Genomic DNA, 22,233 nt, shown 5'->3' on the forward strand with positions numbered 1-22,233 from the left:
TTCGCCCGTGGGGGCGTTTGTGCATTGACCCGTCCGCCCCTATCTATGGGGCGCCAACCGACAACCGGCGAAGGAGGCCGAAGGCATGTTTGAAAATCTATCCGAACGCCTCTCTGGCGTCTTTGACCGGCTGACCAAACAGGGCGCCCTGTCCGAGGAAGACGTCAAAACCGCCCTGCGCGAAGTTCGCGTGGCGCTGCTTGAGGCCGACGTATCGCTGCCAGTGGCGCGTGCGTTCGTCAAAAAGGTTCAGGAACAGGCGACCGGCCAGGCGGTGACCAAGTCAATCACGCCGGGCCAGCAGGTCGTCAAGATCGTGCACGACGCGCTGGTCGATACCCTGCGCGGCGAGGACGACCCGGGCAAGCTGAAGATCGACAACCCGCCCGCGCCGATCCTGATGGTCGGCCTGCAGGGCTCGGGTAAGACGACGACCACCGGCAAGCTCGCCAAGCGCCTGAAAGAAAAAGAGGGCAAGAAGGTCCTGATGGCCTCGCTGGACGTTTACCGCCCGGCGGCGATGGACCAGCTGGCGGTGCTGGGCTCCCAGATCGGGGTGGACACCCTGCCGATCGTGCCGGGCCAGAAACCGGTGGACATCGCCAAGCGCGCCAAACAGCAGGCCACGCTGGGCGGCTATGACGTCTACATGCTCGACACAGCGGGCCGTCTGCACATCGACGAGGTCCTGATGGACGAGGTCGAGCAGGTCCGCAACGTGGTCGACCCGCGCGAGACCCTGCTGGTGGTTGACGGCCTGACCGGTCAGGTCGCCGTCGAAGTGGCCGAGGAGTTCGATGCCAAGGTCGGCATCTCGGGCGTGGTCCTGACCCGGATGGACGGTGACGGCCGCGGCGGCGCGGCGCTGTCGATGCGCGCAGTGACCGGCAAGCCCATCCGCTTCGTCGGTCTGGGCGAGAAGATGGATGCGCTGGAAACCTTCGAGCCCGACCGCATCGCGGGCCGGATCCTGGGCATGGGCGACATCGTCTCACTGGTCGAAAAAGCCCAGGAGACCATGGAGCTCGAGCAGACCGAGCGCATGATGAAGCGCATGATGAAGGGTCAGTTCAACATGAACGACCTGAAGATGCAGCTGGAACAGATGATCCAGATGGGCGGCATGCAGGGCATGATGGGCATGATGCCGGGCATGGGCAAGATGGCCAAGCAGATGGATCAGGCCGGGCTGGACGACCGGATCCTGCGCCAGCAGATCGCCATGATCCAGTCGATGACCAAGAAAGAACGCGCCAACCCCGCGTTGCTGCAGGCCAGCCGCAAGAAACGCATCGCGGCCGGGTCGGGCATGGAAGTCAGCGACATCAACAAGCTGCTCAAGATGCACCGGCAGATGTCGGACATGATGAAGAAGATGGGCAAGATGGGCAAAGGCAAGATGCTGAAACAGGCCATGAAAGGCATGTTCGGCAAAGGCGGCCCCTCGCCCGAAGAAATGGCCGCGGGCATGGACCCCAAGGCGCTGGAAGCCGCGGCCAAGGCGATGGGCGGCAAGATGCCCGGCGGCATGACCGGCATGGGCGGCGGCATGGCCCTGCCCCCCGGCCTGAGCGGATTCGGAAAGAAGAAGTAAGTGACCGCGCCCGTCGCATATCCCTGGGAGGCTCCGGCCACCGGCCCCGCCGCCGCGCTGTCGGCGCGGCTGGCTGCGGACTTGCCGCGGCTGGAGACCGCGCGGCTGGTGCTGCGCGCGCCGCGGATCGGGGATTTCGACACCTATGCCGACATCCTGATGTCGGACCGTGCCAAACACATGGACGGCCCGTTTAACCGGCAGGCGGCCTGGCTGGATTTCTCGCAATACGTCGCGGGCTGGCTGCTGCGCGGCGCGGGAATGTGGGCCATCGAGGACCGCGCGGGCGGTCAGGTTCTGGGTTTCGTGTCGATTGGCATGGAATTCGGCGACCGCGAACACGAGCTGGGCTATCTGCTGACCGAAGCCGCCGAAGGGCGTGGCATTGCAACCGAGGCAGCCGAAGCCGCTCGTGACTTTGCACTGGGGCCGCAGGCCCTGCCGTCACTGGTCAGCTATGTGGACCCCGACAACGCAGCCTCGGCCAGCGTGGCCGAGCGCCTGGGCGCCCAGCGCGACCTGCAGGCTGAGTCCGGGTTCGACGAGTCGGTTCTGGTCTATCGTCATCTGCCCGGCGACGGCGATGGCGGGATGGAGGCCTACGCATGACGACCTTCACCATCCCGACCCTTGAGACTGAGCGCCTGATCCTTCGGGCACCGCATCCGGACGACCTGCCGGCCATGACGGCCTTCTACGCGACCGAGCGCAGCCACATGGTGGGCGGCCCCAGGGATGCGGCGGGCTGCTGGAACGGACTAGCGAACCGGCTTGGCCACTGGGCGCTGCGCGGCTATGGCCTGTGGCACCTGACCGAAAAGGCCAGCGGTGCTTTCGTGGGCTGGACCGGCATGATCTATGTGCCGGGCTGGGACGAACCCGAGCTGGGCTGGACCCTCATGGAGCAGGCCGAGGGCAAGGGTCTGGGCTTCGAGGCCGCGCAGGCCGCTCGCGACCATGCGGCGCGCCATCAGGGGCTGAACGGCGTCATCAGCTACATCGCCCACGCCAATGACCGCTCGCGCGCTCTGGCCCAGCGTCTCGGTGCCACCTACGAGCGCGAGGGCGAAGTGCTGGGCAAGTCCGCACAGATCTGGCGGCACCCGAAACTCGACACGTCAACGACCGATCTGAACACCGAAAGGACCGGCCAATGAACAATCCCGTGACGCGGGCCGCGGCCTTGCTGAAAGACCACCGCGAAAGTATCGACCGGCTGGATGCGATCCTGGTCTATACGCTGGCCGAGCGGTTCAAGCACACGCAGGCCGTTGGCAAGCTCAAGGCCGAACACGAACTTCCCCCGTCCGATCCCTCGCGCGAGGCCGCGCAGATCGCACGGCTCGAAGACCTGGCGAAAGAGGCGGATCTGGACCCCGATTTTGCCAAGGCTTTCCTGAATTTCATCATTCAGGAAGTCATCCGACACCACAAGAAACACCAGAAGTGAACCCGAGGTTCAACAAACACCAGAAATAGCCGGAGCAATCCGGCCAACGCCATCCAAAGGAGATACCACAATGGCAATGAAAATTCGTCTGGCCCGTGGCGGCTCGAAAAAGCGCCCCTTCTACCGCATCGTTGCAGCGGACAGCCGCATGCCGCGTGACGGCCGCTTCATCGAGAAGCTGGGCACCTACAACCCGCTGCTGCCGAAAGACAGCGAAGAGCGCGTGAAGATGAACATGGAGCGCATCCAGTACTGGCTGGACCAGGGCGCGCAGCCGACTGACCGGATCGCCCGCATGCTGGAAGCCGCCGGCGCCAAAGAGAAAGCCGAGCGCAACAACCCTCAGAAGGGCACCCCGGGCAAGAAAGCCCAGGAGCGCACCGAAGAGAAAGCCGCCAAGGCTGCTGAAGCCGCAGAGGCTGCTGCCGCTCCGGCCGAAGAAGAAGCTGCTGCTGCAGAAGAGTAAACAGGCGGGCGCGTGCAGGATCAGGCTTTCACCGAAGATTTCCGCACGCAGTTCGATCTGTTGATGCGGCTCCGGCGCGATGTACGCCGGTTCCGCACCGACGCGGTGGACGAGGCAGTGCTGACGCGCTGCCTCGACGCGTTTCAGCTGGCCCCTTCGGTGGGGCTGAGCGAACCGTGGCGCGTGATCCGCGTCGAAAGCCCTGCGGCCCGGACCGCGGCGCTGGAGAACTTCAAGGCGGCCAATGACGCGGCGCTGGCGGGCTACTCCGGTGACCGAGCGCAGTTGTACAGCCAGCTGAAACTGTCGGGCATGCAGGAAGCCCCGGTGCAGCTGGCGGTGTTCTGTGATGATGCCACCGACAAGGGCCAGGGGCTGGGCGCCGGCACCATGCCCGAGATGCGCCGCTATTCGGTGGTCTCGGCCGTCACTTTGTTCTGGCTGGCGCTGCGCGCGCATGGGCTGGGGCTGGGCTGGGTCTCGATCCTCGATCCCGACCGGCTGGCCCGCGACCTGTCGGTGCCGGAACGCTGGCGGCTGATCGGCTATTTCTGCGTGGGCTGGCCCGAGGACCGTTCGGACACGCCCGAACTGGAAACCCTGGGCTGGGAATGCCGCCGCGGCAGCCTGCCGGTGGAAACGCGGTAGGGTGGCATGTTTGGATTGATACGCCTTCCCATCCTGCTGCTGATCGCCTTTATTGTGGGCGTGTTCTTCGAACGCAGCAACCAGCGCGAAGCCTGTGACGAAATCGGTGTCTGGGAAAGTGGAATATGCGTGACAACGGAAATGCCCAATGACTGATCTGATCTGTGTCGGCAGCATCGCCGGGTCCTTCGGCGTACGCGGCGAGGTCCGCCTGAAAAGCTACTGCGCGGTACCCGAGGATATCGAGACCTACTCCCCTCTGACCGACGAGAGTGGTGCCCAGCGCTATCCGCTGATCATCACACGCGCGATCAAGAACGGATTTGCCGCGCGTCTGGGCGGGGTCGAAACCAAGGAACAGGCGGACGCCCTGAAGGGGCTGCGCCTTTATGCCCGGCGCGAGCAGTTGCCATCGCTGCCGGATGACGAATTCTATCACGCCGACCTTTTGGGGCTTGAGGTCTATGACACCGGGGGAACCCTGCTGGGGCGGGTCAAATCGGTGCAGAACCACGGCGCCGACGACCTGCTCGAACTGCACGGGCCCGGGTTGAAATCCACTGTATTTCTGCCATTCACCAAAGCGGCCGTACCCACGGTTGACCTTGAAGCCGGGCGTATCGTCGCCGACCCTCCCGAGGGCCTGCTGTGACGCGGCGCATCCTGCTGCATCTGGGCCTTCACAAAACCGGCACGACCGCCGCGCAATCCTTTCTGTTCGAGAACCGGGCACTTATCTGGCCGCGCCACGCATTGGTTCTGCCATATGTCACCCGCAAATCCGGGTTATCCGAAGCCGCCACGCGCCATTCGCTGTATGGGACATTCGGCACGCTGTCCGAATTCGGCAATCGCTGGCGCGAACTTCTGGCGACGCTGGATTTCGGGGAAAAGCGCGGCCTGATCCTGAGCGAGGAGAACTTCTCGGGGCTTCGCCCCAGCCGCAATTTGGTTGTGGGATACGCCGAAGCCCCAGATCTGGCCGCCTGCGTGGTCGATACGCTCCGCAACCGGCTGGTCGGGTCGGAACTGGACATCACCGTCTATCTCTCGCTGCGCCAGCGCGGCAGTTGGATCCGCAGTCTCTGGGCCCATGATCTTCAGCGCACGCGGTTGGTGCAGGATTTTGACACGTTCCGCGAGAGGCTCGAAGAGCTCCCTTCGCTGCAGCAGACTGCGGACGCCGTTCGTGATCGGCTGCCCTCGGTTCGAGTGCAGACCGAATGGCTGGAAGACCTGCGTGAGCATAGCTTTGGCCCCGGCACACCTTTTGCCGAATTCCTGGACCTGCCGCCCGAGAAGGCCACCCTGCTGGTCAAGCCCACTCGGTCAAACCCGGCATTGCCGCAAGAAGCGCTGTCCGAAATGCTCGAGTTGAACCGATCGGGGCTGGACGAGGCGGCGCTGGTCCGACAGAAAGCCCGCATCGTCGAACGCGCTCAAATCAGTCTGACCACGAACACATGACGGACAAACCTGCAAAGTCATATGGCCGCAAGGCTATTCGCCCCACGCTGAAACCGCGTGAGCTGCTGACGCCCACGCCGGACCTGCATGGCGTGTGGAAGGCCAAGGTGATCACGCTGTTCCCATCTGCCTTTCCTGGCGTCTTGGGCGAAAGCCTGACCGGCAAGGCGCTGCAGGAGGGTCTGTGGCAACTGGAAACGGTCGATCTGCGGCAGTTCGGTGTCGGCAAGCATCGCAATGTCGACGACACGCCCGCAGGCGGCGGTGCCGGCATGGTGTTGCGGCCGGATGTACTGGGGGCCGCCATTGATCACACTATGGATGGGGTGCAGGGCAACTGGCCGCTGATCTACCTCAGCCCGCGCGGGCGCCGGATGGATCAGCGCATGATGCAGAACTTGGCCCGTTGCGATGGCATAACCCTGTTGTGTGGCCGCTTTGAAGGCGTTGATGAACGGGTTTTGGAGCACTACGGCATCCAGGAAGTCTCGCTGGGCGATTTCGTCATGACCGGAGGCGAGATTGCCGCGCAGGCGCTGATCGACGCCACCGTGCGACTGCTGCCCGGGGTTCTGGGAAATCAGGCCTCGACCGAGGAAGAGAGCTTTTCGTCCGGCTTGCTGGAACACCCGCAATACACTCGGCCGGCCGAGTGGAACGGGCGCGAAATCCCCCCGATCCTGATGTCTGGACATCATGGGCGCATCGCCGAATGGCGTCACCAGATGGCGGAAGAGATTACCCGCGCGCGGCGCCCGGACCTGTGGGATGCCTACCTGAAGGCGCGCGGGGAAGCCGAAGACTAGGGTGCGCCCGCCTTCCAACGCGCCCAAATATCAGGTGAGCCGTTGAAGGCGTTGATGTCCACCCGCCCCTGCACGCCGGGAACCAAACCGGTGCCCGTATACTGCCAGAACCGCCAGACTGCCTTGGGATAGACATTGCGCGGATGCCCCGCGACCGAGCGCAGCCAGAACTCGGTCTTTGGCAGCCGTCCGATACCTGTGTCCTCGTAGAAATCGACGGTGGTGTAGACGATCGGCCGGCGACCGTAATGTCGCTCCAATATGTCGAGGAACCTTTCCGCCTCGGCCCGCACCGTCTTGCCATCGGGGCGCAGGGTGCAGGTTTTGGAATGGGGGGTCCATTCCATGTCCAGCACATGCGGCAGGTCGGCCACTCGGGGAACGTTGCGAATGAACCAGCGGGCCTGCTCGGCCGCGGGGCGGCAGAAGTAGTAATAGTGATATGCACCCCACGGAACCCCAGCCGCCCGGGCGCCCTGACTGTGATCCTGGAACATCGGATCGGCCACGTCGCCCCCTTCGGTCGCCTTTATGAACACGAAACTGACCCCCGAGGCCTTGGCCTGACGCCAGTCGATCGGTCCCTGCCAGCGCGAGACGTCGAGCCCATGCACGGGATAGTGCTCGGGCCGCCGCCGCTCCCAGTCATGCGGGTCGGCATCCGCAAAGGCTGGGTACAGAACCGAAGGTCCGGAAAGTCCCGCGACCACCGGTTGGTCTAAGATTTGGGGCGCCGGCGCACGACGCCCGCAAGACATCAGTGCCAGCGTAAGAACCACGCAGAAAATCGCTTTGCTCATCGTGTTGCTCTGCCTCTAAACCTGCCCTCAAATTATGACCCAGAATGCCCGATCCCCGGCACAAGGCAACGCCGCGGTACGTGTGACGGCGGATTCCCACCAAATCCACCGCGATTTGGCCTGAAAACCGGCGATTTGGGCTTGATATGCTCGTCCGACTTCCCTAAACGGGCGCAATCCGGTGCCGCCTTTGGGGCGACTCCGGTGTTTTGGGTTGATCGCAGGAACGCACCTGCCCTTCTTCGGATCAGGGAAGCTGTGGAATAACCCGGACCAAAAGGAACATTCGACCTGACCTCTGGCGGGCTGCAGATCGCGGGACCCGGAGAAGACCAAGAGCTCTCAGATCGTGCCCAACTTCGTGGACCAACCACGAGCAGATAGGAGTAACTGCGATGGACCTGATCGCACAGCTTGAGGCGGAACAGATTGCCGCCCTGGGGAAAGACATCCCCGACTTCAAAGCCGGTGACACCATCCGTGTCGGCTACAAGGTGACCGAAGGCTCGCGCACCCGTGTGCAGAACTACGAAGGTGTCTGCATCGCGCGTAAAAACGGCGACGGCATCGCCGGATCGTTCACCGTTCGCAAGATTTCGTTTGGCGAAGGCGTGGAGCGTGTGTTCCCGCTGTATTCGACCAACATCGACAGCATCACCGTTGTCCGTCGTGGCCGCGTCCGTCGCGCCAAACTTTACTATCTGCGTACCCGTCGCGGTAAATCCGCCCGTATCGCAGAAGTCACCAACTACAAGCCCAAGGCTGGCGCCGAGGCGTAAGGAGCGGAAAGATGAAAAAAGACATCCATCCCGACTACCACATGATCGACGTCAAACTGACCGACGGCACCGTGATCCAGATGAAATCGACCTGGGGTGCCGAAGGCGATCAGCTGGCCCTGGAAATCGACCCCTCCTCGCACCCCGCGTGGACCGGTGGCTCGTCGCGTCTGATGGACGCCGGCGGTCGCGTCTCGAAGTTCAAGAAGAAGTACGAAGGCCTGGGTTTCTGAACCAGCGCCTTTGCGGAAATTCCAAGGCCGTCCCCGAGGGGGCGGCCTTTTTCGTTGGCCGCTTCTATTGCGCGTCCGGCACGTCTAGGTCAAAGACGATGATCCCGTCGGCACCATTCTGACACAGATCACACAGCTGACCGCCCAACCGGCGGTGTGTCGGGTGTTCGGCGTAAGCCTTCACGGCGGGTTGATCCGCAAAGCGGATCACGAACCCATCGCGATAATCCTGCGACTTTCCTTCGAAATCGAGATTGGGGCCGCTTTCAAAGGCCAAGGCCCCGTCCAGATCAGCGCATAGCTCGGCCAAGCCGGTCAGAACGGCGCGGCGCGCGTCCTGCGGTGCATCTGATCGGAAAGTGAAGAACACGCAGTGCAATATCATGATGTCGGTTCCTGGTTGGGCAAAGTCAGATCCAGTAGGCCAAGGCGAGCGGCAGCACCAGGATCGTCGTCAAGGTTGAGACCATGATGTATCCGGCCACTTCCGGGCCATATTCCGGAACATGCTGGTCGATGAACAGGTATGTCGCAACCGAGGACGGCATCAGGCAGCACAGGATCAACGCTCCGCGTTCGACCCCGGTAAAGCCGAACAGCCAGACAAGCGTGGTGGCGATCCCGACGGCCAGAACGAGATGCAGACCTGTCAGAACGACTGCCCGGCCAAGGCTGCCCGTCCGAAGCGTGGCCAGCGTGTGACCCAGTGTCAGCAACATCAGCGGGATCGACAGCCCGCCCAGAATGTCAAAGGATTTGGCGATCGGTTGCGGCAGGGCAGAACCCGTAGCCATCAGCGTCAGCGCGATGGCAACCGCATAGATGATCGGAGATGTTGCAAGCTTGCGCGCCGAGAACTCTCCGGCCGGGATCCACATGCCTACCGTGAAAATGCTCACCAACACCACGACGACAAAAGCCATCGTATAGGCCATGCCCGCATCGCCCAGTGCCAGCAAAGTGACCGGCAATCCGATATTGCCCACATTGCCATGCATCAGCGGTGTCAGAAACGCCCGCACCGGCCAGCGCAACAGCCGCAACGCCAGAAACCCGAGCACGCCGAACGCCGCAATGGCGAGGGCAGCAGCCGCCATCATGTCCAGAAACGTGGCAATCTGGATCTTGGTGGCGGACAGATGAGAGATGATCAGTGTCGGATATCCCACCTTCGAGACAATCCCGCCGATCACCTTGTTGTCGAACGGTGCGCGCGCGACCGCCAGCCCGTACCCCACACCGGCACAGATCAGCACCGGCAGAACGATGTTCAATACGTTCAGGAATACGTGCTCCAAGCCGGGTCCTTGCGTCCAAGTCAGTTTGCAGACTGTGGCGGCGCACGCCCCGTTTGGCAACAACCAAGCGTCAAGCTGCGGGTATCGCGAAAAAATCCAATTTTGACACTGATATTGTCCCGCAGACCCTACAGGACCGCTTTTCTTCGCGGATCACACAACATATAGTGGGTTCAAACAACGTGTAGGCAAACACGGCGCGACTTGGGAATACAGGTATGGCACATATCATCGTTGTGGGGAACGAAAAGGGCGGCGCAGGCAAGTCGACGGTTTCCATGCATGTTGCAACCGCGCTTGCGCGTTTGGGCAACAAGGTCAGCACCCTGGATCTGGACCTGCGGCAGCGCAGCCTGGGCCGCTATTTCGAGAACCGCCGCAATTTCCTTTCCACGGAAAAGCTGGAGCTGCCCAGCCCGCGTCACCATGACCTGCCCGAGATCGACGCAAGCAAGCTCAAACCCGGCGAGAACATCTATGACCACCGTCTGTCGGCCGCCGTGGCCGAGTTGGAGAGCGACAGCGATTTCATCCTGATCGACTGCCCCGGCTCACACACAAGGCTGAGCCAGGTGGCTCATTCGCTGGCCGACACGCTGATCACGCCGCTGAACGACAGTTTCATCGATTTCGACCTGCTGGCCCGGATCGACTCGAAGGGCGAAAAGATCCTCGGGCCCTCGGTCTATTCCGAGATGGTCTGGAACGCGCGGCAATTGCGGGCGCAGGCCGGGCTGAAACCGATCGACTGGGTGGTGGTGCGCAACCGCGTGGGCACCCAGCGCATGGTCAACAAGGAAAAGATGCAGCGCGCCATTGAGATGCTGTCGCAGCGTATCGGCTTCCGCGTCGCCTCGGGCTTTTCCGAACGTGTGATCTTTCGCGAGCTTTTCCCGCGCGGGCTGACCCTGCTGGACCTCAAGGATATCGGGGTGAAACAGCTCAACATTTCGAACATCGCTGCCCGTCAGGAGTTGCGCGACATGATGCGTGAACTGAACCTGCCTGGGGTCGAGATCGACTTCTAGGCCGTCGGCGCGTAGATCGTGAACAGCTCTTTGGGTTCGGGCACGCCGCGCAGCATATAGCGCCCGACCGAGATCAGGTCCTGTTCGCAGGGCTGAGCGGCACGGGCCACGTCATCCGAGATCAAGATACGCCGGTCCAGCGAGCGGTGCATGCCTGCGATACGCGCGGCCTGGTTCACCGCCGGTCCGATCACGGTGAAATCCAGCCGGCTTTCAGCACCGATATTGCCATAAAGGATCTCGCCCGAATGCAAGGCAAGTGTGAAATTGGCGACCGGCAGGCCGGCGGCGGCCCGTTCCGCGTTGAGCTCGGCCATACGCGTCTGCAGGACGCCAACGGCGGCCAGCGCGGCGCGGGCGTCCTCGTCGATCTCGCCCACGTCGAACATGGCCATCAGCCCGTCGCCCATGAATTTTAGGATATTGCCGCCACAACCCTGAACGACCTCGACCGCCACGGCCAGATAGTCGTTCAGCATGGCGATGATGTCTGACCCGGGAAGGCGTTCGGCCAGGCCGGTAAAGCCCTCGAGGTCGAAGTTCCAGATCACGGCGTCGATCTGCTGCAACGATCCGCGCCGGATTTCCCCCGACAACACGCGCCGACCCGCATCCCGCCCCAGATAGACGCGCAGCAGATCCTGCGCCATTTTCCGGTTCGAGGCCGATTTCAAGGCCAGCCCCAGATGCGGCAGGGCATATCGGATCAGATTCAGGTGAATGTCGTCGAACCCCTCGGCATGGTCCGTCGTCCACGACATCAAGACCCCCTCGGGCATCTGATCCAGGGCAATCCGGTTTTCGGGCTCGACCTTCTGCAGAACCAGACCGGATGCAAAGTAGTCTGTGGCACCTTTCTGGTGCAGTTCGTTCAAAAACGGAAATCGGCTGGGTTCGTTCTGGTCTTTCAGCCTTTCACGCAGCTCCTTCGCGCCGGACTGCAGCATCTCGTAGAGCGGGCTGGAAACCCACTGATCAGGCAATTCCTCGCGGTGCTCGTAATTCTCGACGCTGCCCCCTTCGTCCCGGTACCAGTTGAAACCGGTGCCGCCGTAAGTGGGGTGATAGGCGCTCTGGGCGGCGTGAAACCGCATCAGGGGAACGCCCGCATCTACAAGCCGCAGGCAATAGCCTTCGAGTATTTCCGACTGTTCGGCCCCTTCCAACCCCCGGTCCAGCAACCATCCAATCAGATCATCGGCGCGGGCTTTGGGGTCGGTGGATGGCATCTTGGGGCTCCGTCTGGTCTGCACCCCACTTGGGGGCTGCGGGGCCAGATTACCAGAGGTCAGTCCATCCCGGCCAGCCGCCGCAGCATCATCCGCAACAGCGCCGCCTCGCCCGTGGTGAACATGCCCGCCAGCCGAGCGTCATAGTCGCGGGCGATGTCGCGCAATTCGCGGTACACCGTCAGACCGGCGGGTGTCAGGGTCAGCCGCTCCATCCGGCGGTCGTTTTCGTCGCGGGTGCGCCGCAGGTATCGGCGCTGTTCCAGCTTGTGCACCGCGCGGCTGATCTTGGTCTTGTGCATCTTGGCACGTTCCCCGATCTGCTTGGCGGTCATCTCTCCGTAATTGCCAAGGTGGAACAACACGCGCCATTCGGTGCGCAGCATCCCATAGCGGTTCTTGTAAACCTTCTGGAAATCCAACGAGCTTTCCTCGGCCGCCTGGTTGAGCAGGAAGGGCAGGAAATTTCGCAGGTCGAAGTCATCTTTTTCGGCGGAATCTGGCTGTGTCATGGTTGTTAGTTACAAAATCAACTATTATCCGACAAGCAGCAAACGGAGGAACCCCGATGAATCGTCCGACTGACCCGCACGCTCTGACCCAAGCCAGCACGCCCGTTGGCACCCATGCAGGCTATATGCCCGGGTTTGGCAATGACTTTGAAACCGAGGCGCTGCCCGGCGCGCTGCCGCAGGGCATGAACAGCCCGCAGAAATGCAACTATGGCCTATATGGCGAACAGCTTAGCGGCACCGCCTTCACCGCCAACCCGCCCGAGCGCACCTGGTGCTATCGCATCCGGCCATCGGTCAAGCATTCGCACCGCTATGAAAAGATCGACCTGCCCTATTGGAAAAGCGCCCCGAATGTCGATCCGGACGTGATCAGCCTGGGCCAGTACCGCTGGGACGCGGTGCCCCATTCCGACCAGCCGCTGACCTGGCTGACCGGCATGCGCACCATGACCACCGCCGGCGACGTGAACACCCAGGTCGGCATGGCCAGCCACATCTATCTGGTCACCGAATCGATGGTGGACGACTATTTCTTCTCGGCCGATTCCGAGCTGCTGGTGGTGCCACAGGAAGGCCGCCTGCGCTTTGCGACCGAGCTGGGCATCATCGACCTGAAACCCAAGGAAATCGCCATCATCCCGCGCGGGCTGGTCTACCGCGTCGAGGTGCTGGAAGGCCCCTGCCGCGGTTTCGTCTGCGAGAATTACGGCCAGAAATTCGAGCTGCCGGGCCGCGGCCCGATCGGCGCGAACTGCATGGCCAACCCGCGCGACTTCAAGGCGCCCGTGGCGGCCTTCGAAGATCGCGAGGTGCCCTCGACCGTGACGATCAAGTGGTGCGGCCAGTTCCACACCACCAAGATCGGCCACAGCCCGCTGGACGTGGTGGCCTGGCACGGCAACTACGCGCCCTACAAATACGACCTGCGCACCTACTGCCCAGTCGGGGCGATCCTGTTCGACCACCCGGATCCGTCGATCTTCACCGTGCTGACCGCGCCTTCGGGCGTGCCGGGCACGGCCAATATCGATTTCGTGCTGTTCCGCGAACGCTGGATGGTGATGGAGGACACGTTCCGCCCGCCGTGGTACCACAAGAACATCATGTCCGAGCTGATGGGCAATATCTACGGCCAGTATGACGCCAAGCCGCAGGGCTTCGTGCCGGGCGGCATGAGCCTGCACAACATGATGATCCCGCATGGCCCCGACAAAGAAGCCTTTGAAAAGGCGTCCAACGCCAATCTGGGGCCGGACAAGCTGGACAACACCATGTCCTTCATGTTCGAGACCCGCTTTCCGCAGCACCTGACCGCCTTTGCCGCGAACGAGGCGCCGCTGCAGGATGACTACATCGATTGCTGGACGGATCTGGAAAAGAAATTCGACGGCACGCCCGGCAAGAAATGACACCGGTGGCCCCACGGCCACCGCACCGCACAAGGAAACGCAATGCCTTTGATGAAATCCTGGGTGGCCTCGGCCAATGACGCGAACCACCCGTTTCCGCTGAACAACCTGCCCTATGGCGTCTTTTCGACCGCAGGGTCCGAACCGCGCTGCGGCGTGGCCATCGGGGACATGATCCTCGACGTGTCCGCCGCCGAGGCCGAAGGGCTGATCACGCTGGGCGACGAGCCGCTGTTCGACCTGCCCTTCTGGAACCCGTTGATGGAACAGGGACCGGCCGTCTGGGCCGCGCTGCGCGAGCGACTGACTGCCCTGCTGGCCAAAGGATCAAAAGAACAGGACAAGGTCGAACCGCTGCTGGTTCCGCAGGCCGAGGCCCAACTGCACATGCCCTTCGCCGTCAGCGAATACACCGATTTCTACGCGGGCAAGCACCACGCCACCAATGTGGGCACCATGTTCCGCGGCCCGGAAAACGCGCTGCCACCCAACTGGCTGCACATCCCCATCGGCTACAACGGACGGGCCTCGTCGGTGGTGGTTTCGGGCACCGATATCCGCCGCCCGTGGGGGCAGTTGAAATCGCCCGACCATGACCGACCCGCCTTCCTGCCCAGCCGCCGCTTCGACATCGAGCTGGAGATGGGGGCCATCGTCGGCACCCCGTCCGACGGCCCGATCACCGTGCAGGAGGCAGACGACCACATCTTTGGCTATGTCCTGCTGAACGACTGGTCGGCGCGCGACATCCAGGCCTGGGAATATCAGCCGCTGGGCCCGTTCCAGGCCAAGGCCACCGCCACCTCGATTTCGCCCTGGATCGTGACCAAGGCCGCGCTGGACCCGTTCCGCTGCGACACGCCCCCGCGTGAGGTCGAGTTGCTGGACCACCTCAAGGACTGCGGCCCGATGCTCTATGACATCGAGCTCGAGGTGACGATGGCGCCCGAGGGCAAACCGGTGTCCACCATCGCCCGCACCAACTACAAGGAAATGTATTATTCCTCGGCGCAGCAACTGGCGCATCACACCACCTCGGGCTGCCCGATGAACGTGGGCGACCTGCTGGGTTCGGGCACGATTTCGGGTCCGACGAAAGCCAGCCGCGGCTCGCTGCTGGAACTCAGCTGGGGCGGCAAGGAACCGATCACGCTGGACACCGGCGAAACCCGCAGCTTCATCGAAGACGGCGACACGCTGACCCTGCAGGGCGCCGCCCGGGGCGACGGCTACACGATCGGTTTCGGCGACTGCACCGGCACAGTGCTGCCCGCCCTTGAAGATCCATACGTACGATAAGGAGCGCCACATGGCCAAGGCATTCGCGTCCCAGGGGGACATGACCGAAAAGAAGATCTCGTTCACCGAGGTGGGCGAACGGCTCTATGCCTTCACCGCCGAAGGTGACCCGAACTCGGGCGTGATCATCGGCGATGACAGCGTGATGGTGGTCGAGGCCCAGGCCACGCCGCGCCTGGCACAGAAGGTGATCGACTGCATCCGTTCGGTGACCGACAAGCCGATCACCCATGTGGCGCTGACCCATTACCACGCGGTCCGCGTGCTGGGCGCCAGCGCCTTCGGCGCGCAGCAGATCATCATGTCGGACATGGCCCGCGCCATGGTCGTCGAACGCGGGAAAGAGGACTGGGATAGCGAGTTCCAGCGCTTTCCGCGCCTGTTCGAAGGGCACGAGAACATCCCCGGCCTGACCTGGCCCACCACCACCTTCAACGACACGATGACGGTCTATCTGGGCAACCGCCGGATCGATCTGATGCATCTGGGCCGGGCCCATACCGCTGGTGACATCGTGATCCACGTGCCCGACCAGAACGTGATGTTCACCGGCGACATCGTCGAATATCACTCGGCCTGCTATTGCGGTGACGGGCATTTCAGCGACTGGGGCGACACGCTGGATCAGATCCAGTGGTTCGACGTGGACGCCATCGCGCCGGGGCGCGGCGATGCGCTTGTCGGCAAGGAAATGGTGAACGCCGCCATCGAGAACACCCGCGATTTCGTCGAAAGCACCTATCGCCCGGCGGCCAAGGTGGCGGCACGCGGCGGCAGCCTGAAAGAGGCTTGGGACGCGGTGCGTGCGGAGTGCGATCCGAAATTCTCGGACTACGCCATCTATGAACACTGTCTGCCCTTTAACGTGGCCCGCGCCTATGACGAAGCGCGCGGCATCGACACCCCGCGCATCTGGACCGCCCAGCGCGATCTGGAGATGTGGGAGGCCCTGCAAGGCTGAGAAATGGCCCGGCGACTTGATCCAGATCGTGTTGCCGGCCTGAAAACGATGCGACCATGGAGGAGAGCCATCGGCGCCCCGCGCCGGTGGGCAGGGAATGTGCGCCCGGCGCACAGAACTTGGGGAGAGAGCCCATGAACAAGATTTTTGAACAGCCGCTCTATGCCTATGCCCGCAGCGCCGATCAGGATGCCCCCGCCCCGGTGCGGCATCAGGTGATCGTGATCGGCGCAGGGCCGGTCGGGCTGGCCGCCGCCATCGACCTGGCCCAGCAGGGCGTCGAGGTGGTGGTGCTGGACGACAACGACAAGGTCAGTTTCGGCAGCCGCGCCATATGTTTCGCCCAGCGCACGCTGGAAATCGCCGACCGGCTGGGGTGTGCCCGGCCGATGGAGGACAAGGGCGTGCTGTGGAACACCGGCAAGGTGTTCTTCGACGACCGCAAGGTCTATGAATTCAACCTTCAGCCCGATGAGGGCTATGCCCATCCAGCCTTCATCAACCTGCAGCAATACTACTTTGAGCAGTTCATGGTCGAACGGGTCCGCGCGTTGCAGGCCCAGGGCGCGCCGATCGAGATCCGTGGCCGCAACAAGGTCGAGGCGATCGGCACCCATGACGACCACGTCAAACTCGAGGTGGAAACGCCCGAGGGGTCGTACACCGTCGAAGCCGACTGGCTGATCGCCTGCGACGGGGCCAATTCGCCCACCCGCCGGATGCTGGGGCTGGATTTCGTGGGCCGGGTGTTCGAGGACAACTTCCTGATCGCCGACGTGATCATGGAGGCCGATTTCCCCTCCGAGCGCTGGTTCTGGTTCGACCCACCCTTCAACCGCGGCCAGTCTGCCCTGCTGCACAAACAGCCCGACAACGTCTGGCGCATCGACCTGCAACTGGGCTGGGACATCGACAAGGAGCGTGAAAAGCGCCCCGAAAACGTGATCCCGCGCCTCAAGGCGATGCTGGGCGCGGATGTCCAGTTCGAGCTGGAATGGGTCAGCATCTATACCTTCCAGTGCCGCCGGATGGAGAAGTTCCGCCACGGCCGCGTCCTGTTTGCCGGCGACAGCGCCCATCAGGTCAGCCCCTTCGGCGCGCGCGGGGCCAATTCGGGCCTGCAGGACACCGACAACCTGTGTTGGAAGCTGAAGATGGTCCTGGACGGTACCGCGCCCGACAGCCTGCTGGACAGCTATGACGTCGAGCGCATCCATGGTGCGGACGAGAACATCCTGAACTCGACCCGCTCGACCGATTTCATCACGCCGAAATCGGAAATGTCACGCATCCTGCGTGACGCAGTTCTGGACCTGAGTGAGCACTACGAGTTCGCCCGCCCGCTGGTGAACTCGGGTCGGCTGAGCGTGCCCTGCACCTATGGCGGATCGCCGCTGAATTCGGCGGATGCGCTGGGCGGCCCGGCCGAAACGCGCCCCGGCTCGCCCTGCCCCGATGCGCCGCTGGGGGATGAATTCCTGTTGCCCAAGCTGGCAGGCAAGTTCACCCTGCTGACCATCGACGCCGACGCCCCGGAAACGATCGAGGAAGAGGGCGTGACGGTCGAGCGACTGGCGCTGTCGGTCAAGGATGACCGCACGCTGGCGCTGAAGCGGCGGTATCTGGGCGACGCGGAAGGTGCGGTCTATCTGATCCGGCCCGACCAGCATGTGGCGGCACGGCGCGACAGCTATGAAGACAACGCGTTCCGGCATGCGATCCGCCGGGCCATCGGCAAGGAGTAGGCACAATGGATGAACTGATCCTCACCCCGAATATCGACGGCGCGGATGATTTCTATGCTGATCTGCTGGCCGCGCACGACGGTCTGGACAAGGCCGAAAGCGATGCGCTGAATGCGCGGCTGGTGCTGGTGCTGGCCAACCATATCGGCGACCGGGCCATCCTGAAACAGGCGATCGACGCGGCCAAAGCCCGATGAGCGACGTCGTCCTGTATGACTACTGGCGGTCCTCGGCCAGCTACCGGGTGCGCATCGCGCTGAACCTGGCCGGGATAGACTATCGGGCGCAAACCGTCGATCTGGTCAAGGGCGAGCAGACCGCGCCCGCGCATCTGGCGCGCAACCCGCAAGGCTTTGTGCCCGTGCTCGAGATCGACGGCGTGCAACTGACCCAGTCGCTGGCCATTCTGGACTATCTCGACCGGACACGGGGCCTGAACCTGCTGCCGGACGAGCCGGTTGCGCGAGCCAAGGCGCAAGCGCTGGCCCATGCCATCGCGGTGGATCTACACCCGGTCTGCAACCTGAAGGTCGCCCGCCACGCCGCGCAGTTGAGCGGCGGACGGGGCGACATGCCCGGCGACTGGATGCGCCATTTCATCCGCCCCGGCCTACTGGCCTTCGAGGCGATGCTGGAAGGGTTCGAACAGGCCCCTTATTGCACGGGATCGGCGCCCGGGCTGGCCGATCTCTGCCTGATCCCGCAGATGTACAACGCCCGGCGCTGGCAGGTCGATCTGTCGGACATGCCACGCATTCTGGCGGTCGAGGCGGCCTGTGCCGACCTCCCTGCCTTTGCAGCGGCCCACCCGGACGCCCACGCGCCGGGCTGAGCCGCGCACAGGGTCTGTGTGCCGATGCGTCTGTGCACCGGCGCCGATCGGGCCTAGCCTTGTGCCGGAAATCACCGCACGAGGCCCCCGATGCCACAGATCACCAGCTATCACGCCCATGTCTATTTCGACGCCGAAACGCAGGAGACCGCCCGCCGTGTCTGCGAAGTGGCTGCCCGCCTGTTCCCCGTCCAGATGGGCCACATGCACAGCCGCAATGTCGGCCCCCATCCGCGCTGGAGCTGCCAGTTGAGTTTTGCCGCAGATGCCTTCGACAAGGTGATTCCATGGCTGATGCTCAACCGGCAGGGGCTGACCGTGTTCACGCATCCTGAAACCGGCCAGCACCTGCCCGATCACCGCGACCGGGCGATCTGGATGGGCGAGATGCTGGACCTGGACCTGTCGATCTTTGACCGGCTGGGCGCCTAGCCCAGCGCCCGCGCCTGATCCCTGAGCTTGAACTTCTGGATCTTGCCCGTGGATGTCTTGGGCAGCGGCCCGAACACCACCGTCTTGGGTGCCTTGAAATGGGCCATGTGGTCGCGGCAGAACGCGATCAGATCGGCCTCGGTCGCCTCGGCGCCTGGCTTCAGCTCGACAAAGGCGCAAGGCGTCTCACCCCATTTCTCGTCCGGTTTGGCGACCACGGCGGCCTCCATCACCGCCGGGTGCTTGTAGAGGATATCCTCGACCTCGACCGACGAGATGTTCTCGCCCCCCGAGATGATGATGTCCTTTGACCGGTCCTTCAGCGCGATATAGCCGTCGGGATGCATCACCCCCAGATCGCCCGAGGCGAACCAGCCGCCGCGGAACGCTTTCTGCGTGGCCTCGGGGTTCTTGAGATAGCCCTTCATCACGATATTGCCCTGCATGAAGATCTCGCCCATGGTCTCGCCATCGGCCGGGACCGGCTCCATCGTCTCGGGGTCGGCCACCATCAACCCGGACAGCGCCACGTATTTCACCCCCTGCCGCACCTTGAGCGCCGCGCGCTCGTCGGTAGGCTTGTCGTTCCATTCGTCCTTCCACGCGCACACAACCGACGGACCGTAGGTTTCGGTCAGGCCATAGACATGAGTGACCTCGATCCCCATCCCCTCCATCGCCGCGATCACCGCGGCGGGGGGCGGGGCGCCTGCGGTCATCACCTTGATTTCATGGTCGAAATCCTTGAGGTGATCGGGTGCGTTGGCCAGCATGTTCAGCACGATGGGCGCACCGCAGAAATGGGTGACCTTCTCATCCCGGAACGCCTTGTAGATTGGCTCGTCCCGCACCGCACGCAGGCAGACAGACGTGCCCGCGTTCGCGGCCATGGTCCACGGAAAACACCAGCCGTTGCAGTGGAACATCGGCAGCGTCCACAGATAGACCGAATGCTGCGGCATGCCCCATGTCAGGATGTTCGACGTGGCGTTCAGCGCCGCGCCACGGTGGTGATAGACCACACCCTTGGGGTTGCCCGTGGTGCCCGAGGTATAGTTCAGCGCGATCGCGTCCCATTCATCGGCGGGCAGAGACCAGTCGAATTCCGGGTCGCCCTCGGCCAGCAGCGCGTCATAGGTCAGCGCGCCCAGCTTCTCACCGCCGTCGAAACTGGGATCCTCGATGTCGATCACCAGAATGTCGCGATCCACCTGCTCCAGCGCCAGCTTCACCACGCCCGAGAATTCGGGATCGACCAGCAGCACCTTGGATTCGGCGTGGTTCAGGATGAAGGCGATGATCGGGGCATCGAGCCTTGTGTTGATGGTGTTCAGCACCGCGCCTGCCATCGGCATGCCGAAATGCGCCTCGTACATCTCGGGGATGTTGGCGGCAATGATCGACACCGTATCGCCCGTTCCCACCCCACGCGCAGCCAACGCGCTGGCCAACCGGCGACAGCGCGCATAGGTCTGCGCCCAGCTTTGGCGCCGGTCGCCATAGACCACGGCCGGATAGTCAGGGTAAACGGCCGCCGTCCGCTCGATATAACTAAGCGGGGACAAGGCCGTGAAATTGGCCGAGCCTTTGTCCAGATCGCGATGATAAATGCTGTGGGTCGCCATCCGCCTCTCCTCCCCAATTCGTCGGATTTTTCGTATTGAGCACAAAGGTTGCCGCAAAACAAACCCGTAAAAATACCCGAGACGAATATACTGGAGCTACGCGATCGGGTAATCTGGCCCTACTGCGTACCGGGCTTTCGGGCTGATCTGCGGTATCTGGTTCATCCGCGCCCGCCGGGCATCGTGATTCCCGCGCGTCGCGTCTTACTGAAAGGACATGTCATGGACGGCACGTTCAACGAAAACGATCTTTCCCGCGTGGTCGAGGCCGACCGCGCCCATATCTGGCACCACTTGATCCAGCACAAGCCGTTTGAGACGAACGATCCGCGCATCATCGTCGAAGGCAAGGGCATGCGCGTCTGGGATCAAAAGGGCAAGGAACACCTGGATGCCGTCTCGGGCGGCGTATGGACGGTGAACGTGGGCTATGGCCGCGAATCCATCTGCAAGGCCGTCTACGACCAGCTGATGAAGCTGTGCTATTTTGCGAACTCGGCGGGCTCGATCCCCGGGGCGCTTTTCGCCGAAAAGCTGATCGAGAAGATGCCAGGCATGAGCCGGGTCTACTACACCAACTCGGGGAGCGAGGCGAACGAGAAGGCGTTCAAGATGGTCCGCCAGATCGCCCACAAGAAATACGGCGGCAAGAAGACCAAGATCCTGTATCGCGACCGCGATTATCACGGCTCGACCCTGGCGGCGATGTCGGCGGGCGGTCAGGATGAGCGCAACGCGCAATACGGCCCCTTTGCGCCGGATTTCGTGCGCGTGCCGCACTGCATGGAATACCGCAAGCACGAACTGGACGGCGCGCCCGACGAGAACTTTGGCGAATGGGCCGCCAATCAGATCGAAGCCGTGATCCTGCGCGAAGGTCCCGACACCGTGGGCGCGCTGTGCCTTGAGCCGGTGACTGCCGGCGGCGGCGTGATCGAAGCGCCCGAGGGCTATTGGCAGCGCGTGCAGGAGATCTGCAAGAAGTACGACATCCTGCTGCATATCGACGAGGTCGTCTGTGGCGTGGGTCGCACGGGCACCTGGTTCGGGTACCAGCAATACGGCGTGAAACCCGATTTCGTGACCATGGCCAAAGGCGTGGCCTCGGGCTATGCCGCGATTGCCTGCATGGTGACCACCGAGGAGGTCTTCGACATGTTCAAAGACGATGCCGCGGACCCGATGAACTATTTCCGCGACATCTCGACCTTTGGCGGCTGCACCGCCGGGCCGGCGGCGGCGATCGAGAACATGCGCATCATCGAAGACGAGAACCTGCTGGGCAATTGCGCCGCGATGGGGGATCGCATGATGGGCAACCTGCAGGCACTGATGGACAAGCACAAGGTCATCGGCGACGTGCGCGGCAAGGGCCTGTTCCTGGGTGCCGAACTGGTCGCGGATCGGGCGTCCAAAGAACCGGTGGATGAAAAGCTGGCCCAAGCGGTCGTGGCCGATTGCATGGCGCAAGGGGTAATCATCGGTGTCACCAACCGCTCGGTCCCCGGCCGCAACAACACGCTATGCTTCTCTCCGGCTTTGATCGCCACGGCGGACGACATCGACCAAATCACCGATGCGGTTGATGGCGCACTGGGGCGTGCGTTCGGGTAAACC

27 protein-coding genes are annotated in these 22,233 nt (G+C 63.1%); 21 read left to right on the plus strand and 6 right to left on the minus strand.

Annotated elements, in window-relative coordinates; genetic code table 11:
* Positions 1 to 85: 85 nt before the first annotated feature.
* From ffh to trmD, 10 genes are all read left to right on the plus strand, one after another.
* Positions 86 to 1,594, plus strand: a complete 1,509-nt coding sequence (gene ffh / locus ACR0MM_RS16825; protein WP_170462060.1) for a signal recognition particle protein — start codon at positions 86 to 88, stop codon at positions 1,592 to 1,594.
* Positions 1,595 to 2,203, plus strand: a complete 609-nt coding sequence (locus ACR0MM_RS16830; protein ID WP_480697477.1) for a GNAT family N-acetyltransferase — start codon at positions 1,595 to 1,597, stop codon at positions 2,201 to 2,203.
* Positions 2,200 to 2,751 carry a GNAT family N-acetyltransferase gene (locus ACR0MM_RS16835; RefSeq protein WP_480697479.1) on the plus strand — a complete coding sequence of 184 codons (552 nt, stop codon included), beginning with the start codon at positions 2,200 to 2,202 and terminating at the stop codon, positions 2,749 to 2,751. Before ACR0MM_RS16830 ends, ACR0MM_RS16835 begins: the two co-directional genes overlap by 4 nt.
* Positions 2,748 to 3,044, plus strand: a complete 297-nt coding sequence (locus ACR0MM_RS16840; RefSeq protein ID WP_170342735.1) for a chorismate mutase — start codon at positions 2,748 to 2,750, stop codon at positions 3,042 to 3,044. Before ACR0MM_RS16835 ends, ACR0MM_RS16840 begins: the two co-directional genes overlap by 4 nt.
* 70 nt (positions 3,045 to 3,114) lie before the next feature.
* Positions 3,115 to 3,510, plus strand: a complete 396-nt coding sequence (gene rpsP / locus ACR0MM_RS16845) for a 30S ribosomal protein S16 (protein ID WP_170361464.1) — start codon at positions 3,115 to 3,117, stop codon at positions 3,508 to 3,510.
* A 12-nt stretch (positions 3,511 to 3,522) separates the two neighbouring features.
* Positions 3,523 to 4,158, plus strand: a complete 636-nt coding sequence (bluB, locus tag ACR0MM_RS16850) for a 5,6-dimethylbenzimidazole synthase (protein WP_480697482.1) — start codon at positions 3,523 to 3,525, stop codon at positions 4,156 to 4,158.
* A 6-nt stretch (positions 4,159 to 4,164) separates the two neighbouring features.
* Entirely contained in the window at positions 4,165 to 4,314 is a 150-nt protein-coding gene (locus ACR0MM_RS16855) for a hypothetical protein (protein ID WP_170366219.1), read from the plus strand.
* Complete coding sequence (rimM, locus tag ACR0MM_RS16860) at positions 4,307 to 4,810, plus strand: ribosome maturation factor RimM (protein WP_093965189.1); 504 nt, start codon at positions 4,307 to 4,309, stop codon at positions 4,808 to 4,810. Before ACR0MM_RS16855 ends, rimM begins: the two co-directional genes overlap by 8 nt.
* Positions 4,807 to 5,625 carry a hypothetical protein gene (locus ACR0MM_RS16865; RefSeq protein ID WP_480697484.1) on the plus strand — a complete coding sequence of 273 codons (819 nt, stop codon included), beginning with the start codon at positions 4,807 to 4,809 and terminating at the stop codon, positions 5,623 to 5,625. Before rimM ends, ACR0MM_RS16865 begins: the two co-directional genes overlap by 4 nt.
* Complete coding sequence (gene trmD, locus ACR0MM_RS16870; protein WP_170542080.1) at positions 5,622 to 6,431, plus strand: tRNA (guanosine(37)-N1)-methyltransferase TrmD; 810 nt, start codon at positions 5,622 to 5,624, stop codon at positions 6,429 to 6,431. The genes ACR0MM_RS16865 and trmD overlap by 4 nt, the downstream gene beginning before the upstream one ends.
* Here the strand turns inward: trmD and ACR0MM_RS16875 are convergent.
* Positions 6,428 to 7,231: a glycoside hydrolase family 25 protein gene (locus ACR0MM_RS16875; protein WP_480697485.1), complete on the minus strand. Its 804-nt coding sequence runs from the start codon at positions 7,229 to 7,231 to the stop codon at positions 6,428 to 6,430. The genes trmD and ACR0MM_RS16875 overlap by 4 nt on opposite strands.
* 395 nt (positions 7,232 to 7,626) lie before the next feature.
* Between ACR0MM_RS16875 and rplS the strand changes: the two genes are divergently transcribed.
* Complete coding sequence (rplS, locus tag ACR0MM_RS16880; RefSeq protein ID WP_093965183.1) at positions 7,627 to 8,010, plus strand: 50S ribosomal protein L19; 384 nt, start codon at positions 7,627 to 7,629, stop codon at positions 8,008 to 8,010.
* An 11-nt stretch (positions 8,011 to 8,021) separates the two neighbouring features.
* Positions 8,022 to 8,243 carry a 50S ribosomal protein L31 gene (gene rpmE / locus ACR0MM_RS16885; RefSeq protein ID WP_093965180.1) on the plus strand — a complete coding sequence of 74 codons (222 nt, stop codon included), beginning with the start codon at positions 8,022 to 8,024 and terminating at the stop codon, positions 8,241 to 8,243.
* 64 nt (positions 8,244 to 8,307) lie between these two features.
* Here rpmE and ACR0MM_RS16890 read toward each other — a convergent pair whose 3' ends face one another.
* A complete protein-coding gene (locus tag ACR0MM_RS16890) occupies positions 8,308 to 8,628 on the minus strand; it encodes a Dabb family protein (RefSeq protein ID WP_480697487.1) in 321 nt (106 codons plus the stop codon).
* Positions 8,629 to 8,653: 25 nt separating this feature from the next.
* Positions 8,654 to 9,541 carry an AEC family transporter gene (locus ACR0MM_RS16895; RefSeq protein ID WP_170439823.1) on the minus strand — a complete coding sequence of 296 codons (888 nt, stop codon included), beginning with the start codon at positions 9,539 to 9,541 and terminating at the stop codon, positions 8,654 to 8,656.
* Positions 9,542 to 9,759: 218 nt separating this feature from the next.
* Here ACR0MM_RS16895 and ACR0MM_RS16900 point away from each other — a divergent pair, with 218 nt between their 5' ends.
* Entirely contained in the window at positions 9,760 to 10,569 is an 810-nt protein-coding gene (locus ACR0MM_RS16900; RefSeq protein ID WP_093965175.1) for a division plane positioning ATPase MipZ, read from the plus strand.
* Here the strand turns inward: ACR0MM_RS16900 and ACR0MM_RS16905 are convergent.
* Together ACR0MM_RS16905 and ACR0MM_RS16910 are read right to left on the minus strand one after the other, a co-directional pair.
* Positions 10,566 to 11,798, minus strand: coding sequence for an adenylate/guanylate cyclase domain-containing protein (locus tag ACR0MM_RS16905; RefSeq protein ID WP_480697489.1), 1,233 nt, complete (start codon positions 11,796 to 11,798; stop codon positions 10,566 to 10,568). The genes ACR0MM_RS16900 and ACR0MM_RS16905 overlap by 4 nt on opposite strands.
* A gap of 59 nt (positions 11,799 to 11,857) precedes the next feature.
* Positions 11,858 to 12,310, minus strand: coding sequence for a MarR family winged helix-turn-helix transcriptional regulator (locus ACR0MM_RS16910; RefSeq protein WP_093965172.1), 453 nt, complete (start codon positions 12,308 to 12,310; stop codon positions 11,858 to 11,860).
* Between the two features lie 56 nt (positions 12,311 to 12,366).
* Between ACR0MM_RS16910 and hmgA the strand changes: the two genes are divergently transcribed.
* The 7 genes from hmgA to ACR0MM_RS16945 all read left to right on the plus strand — a co-directional run bounded on the left by hmgA (position 12,367) and on the right by ACR0MM_RS16945 (position 18,991).
* Positions 12,367 to 13,722, plus strand: coding sequence for a homogentisate 1,2-dioxygenase (hmgA, locus tag ACR0MM_RS16915; RefSeq protein WP_480697491.1), 1,356 nt, complete (start codon positions 12,367 to 12,369; stop codon positions 13,720 to 13,722).
* A gap of 42 nt (positions 13,723 to 13,764) precedes the next feature.
* A complete protein-coding gene (gene fahA / locus ACR0MM_RS16920; RefSeq protein ID WP_480697493.1) occupies positions 13,765 to 15,021 on the plus strand; it encodes a fumarylacetoacetase in 1,257 nt (418 codons plus the stop codon).
* 10 nt (positions 15,022 to 15,031) lie between these two features.
* Positions 15,032 to 15,982, plus strand: a complete 951-nt coding sequence (locus tag ACR0MM_RS16925) for an MBL fold metallo-hydrolase (protein WP_480697495.1) — start codon at positions 15,032 to 15,034, stop codon at positions 15,980 to 15,982.
* Positions 15,983 to 16,116: 134 nt separating this feature from the next.
* On the plus strand, positions 16,117 to 17,727 hold the full coding sequence (locus ACR0MM_RS16930) for an FAD-dependent oxidoreductase (protein ID WP_480697497.1): 1,611 nt from the start codon (positions 16,117 to 16,119) through the stop codon (positions 17,725 to 17,727).
* A 5-nt stretch (positions 17,728 to 17,732) separates the two neighbouring features.
* Positions 17,733 to 17,924, plus strand: a complete 192-nt coding sequence (locus ACR0MM_RS16935) for a DUF2783 domain-containing protein (RefSeq protein ID WP_005981201.1) — start codon at positions 17,733 to 17,735, stop codon at positions 17,922 to 17,924.
* Entirely contained in the window at positions 17,921 to 18,559 is a 639-nt protein-coding gene (gene maiA / locus ACR0MM_RS16940; RefSeq protein WP_480697499.1) for a maleylacetoacetate isomerase, read from the plus strand. The genes ACR0MM_RS16935 and maiA overlap by 4 nt, the downstream gene beginning before the upstream one ends.
* Positions 18,560 to 18,649: 90 nt before the next feature.
* Positions 18,650 to 18,991, plus strand: a complete 342-nt coding sequence (locus tag ACR0MM_RS16945; RefSeq protein WP_480697501.1) for a DOPA 4,5-dioxygenase family protein — start codon at positions 18,650 to 18,652, stop codon at positions 18,989 to 18,991.
* Here ACR0MM_RS16945 and ACR0MM_RS16950 read toward each other — a convergent pair.
* Positions 18,988 to 20,616 (minus strand): acyl-CoA synthetase, encoded by a 1,629-nt coding sequence (locus ACR0MM_RS16950; RefSeq protein ID WP_480697503.1) that lies wholly within the window; start codon positions 20,614 to 20,616, stop codon positions 18,988 to 18,990. The two genes, ACR0MM_RS16945 and ACR0MM_RS16950, sit on opposite strands and share 4 nt — an antisense overlap.
* Before the next feature lie 222 nt (positions 20,617 to 20,838).
* Between ACR0MM_RS16950 and ACR0MM_RS16955 the strand changes: the two genes are divergently transcribed.
* On the plus strand, positions 20,839 to 22,230 hold the full coding sequence (locus tag ACR0MM_RS16955) for an aminotransferase family protein (RefSeq protein ID WP_480697505.1): 1,392 nt from the start codon (positions 20,839 to 20,841) through the stop codon (positions 22,228 to 22,230).
* Positions 22,231 to 22,233 lie beyond the last annotated feature (3 nt).

It is taken from the genome of Ruegeria sp. BC6, assembly GCF_056539185.1.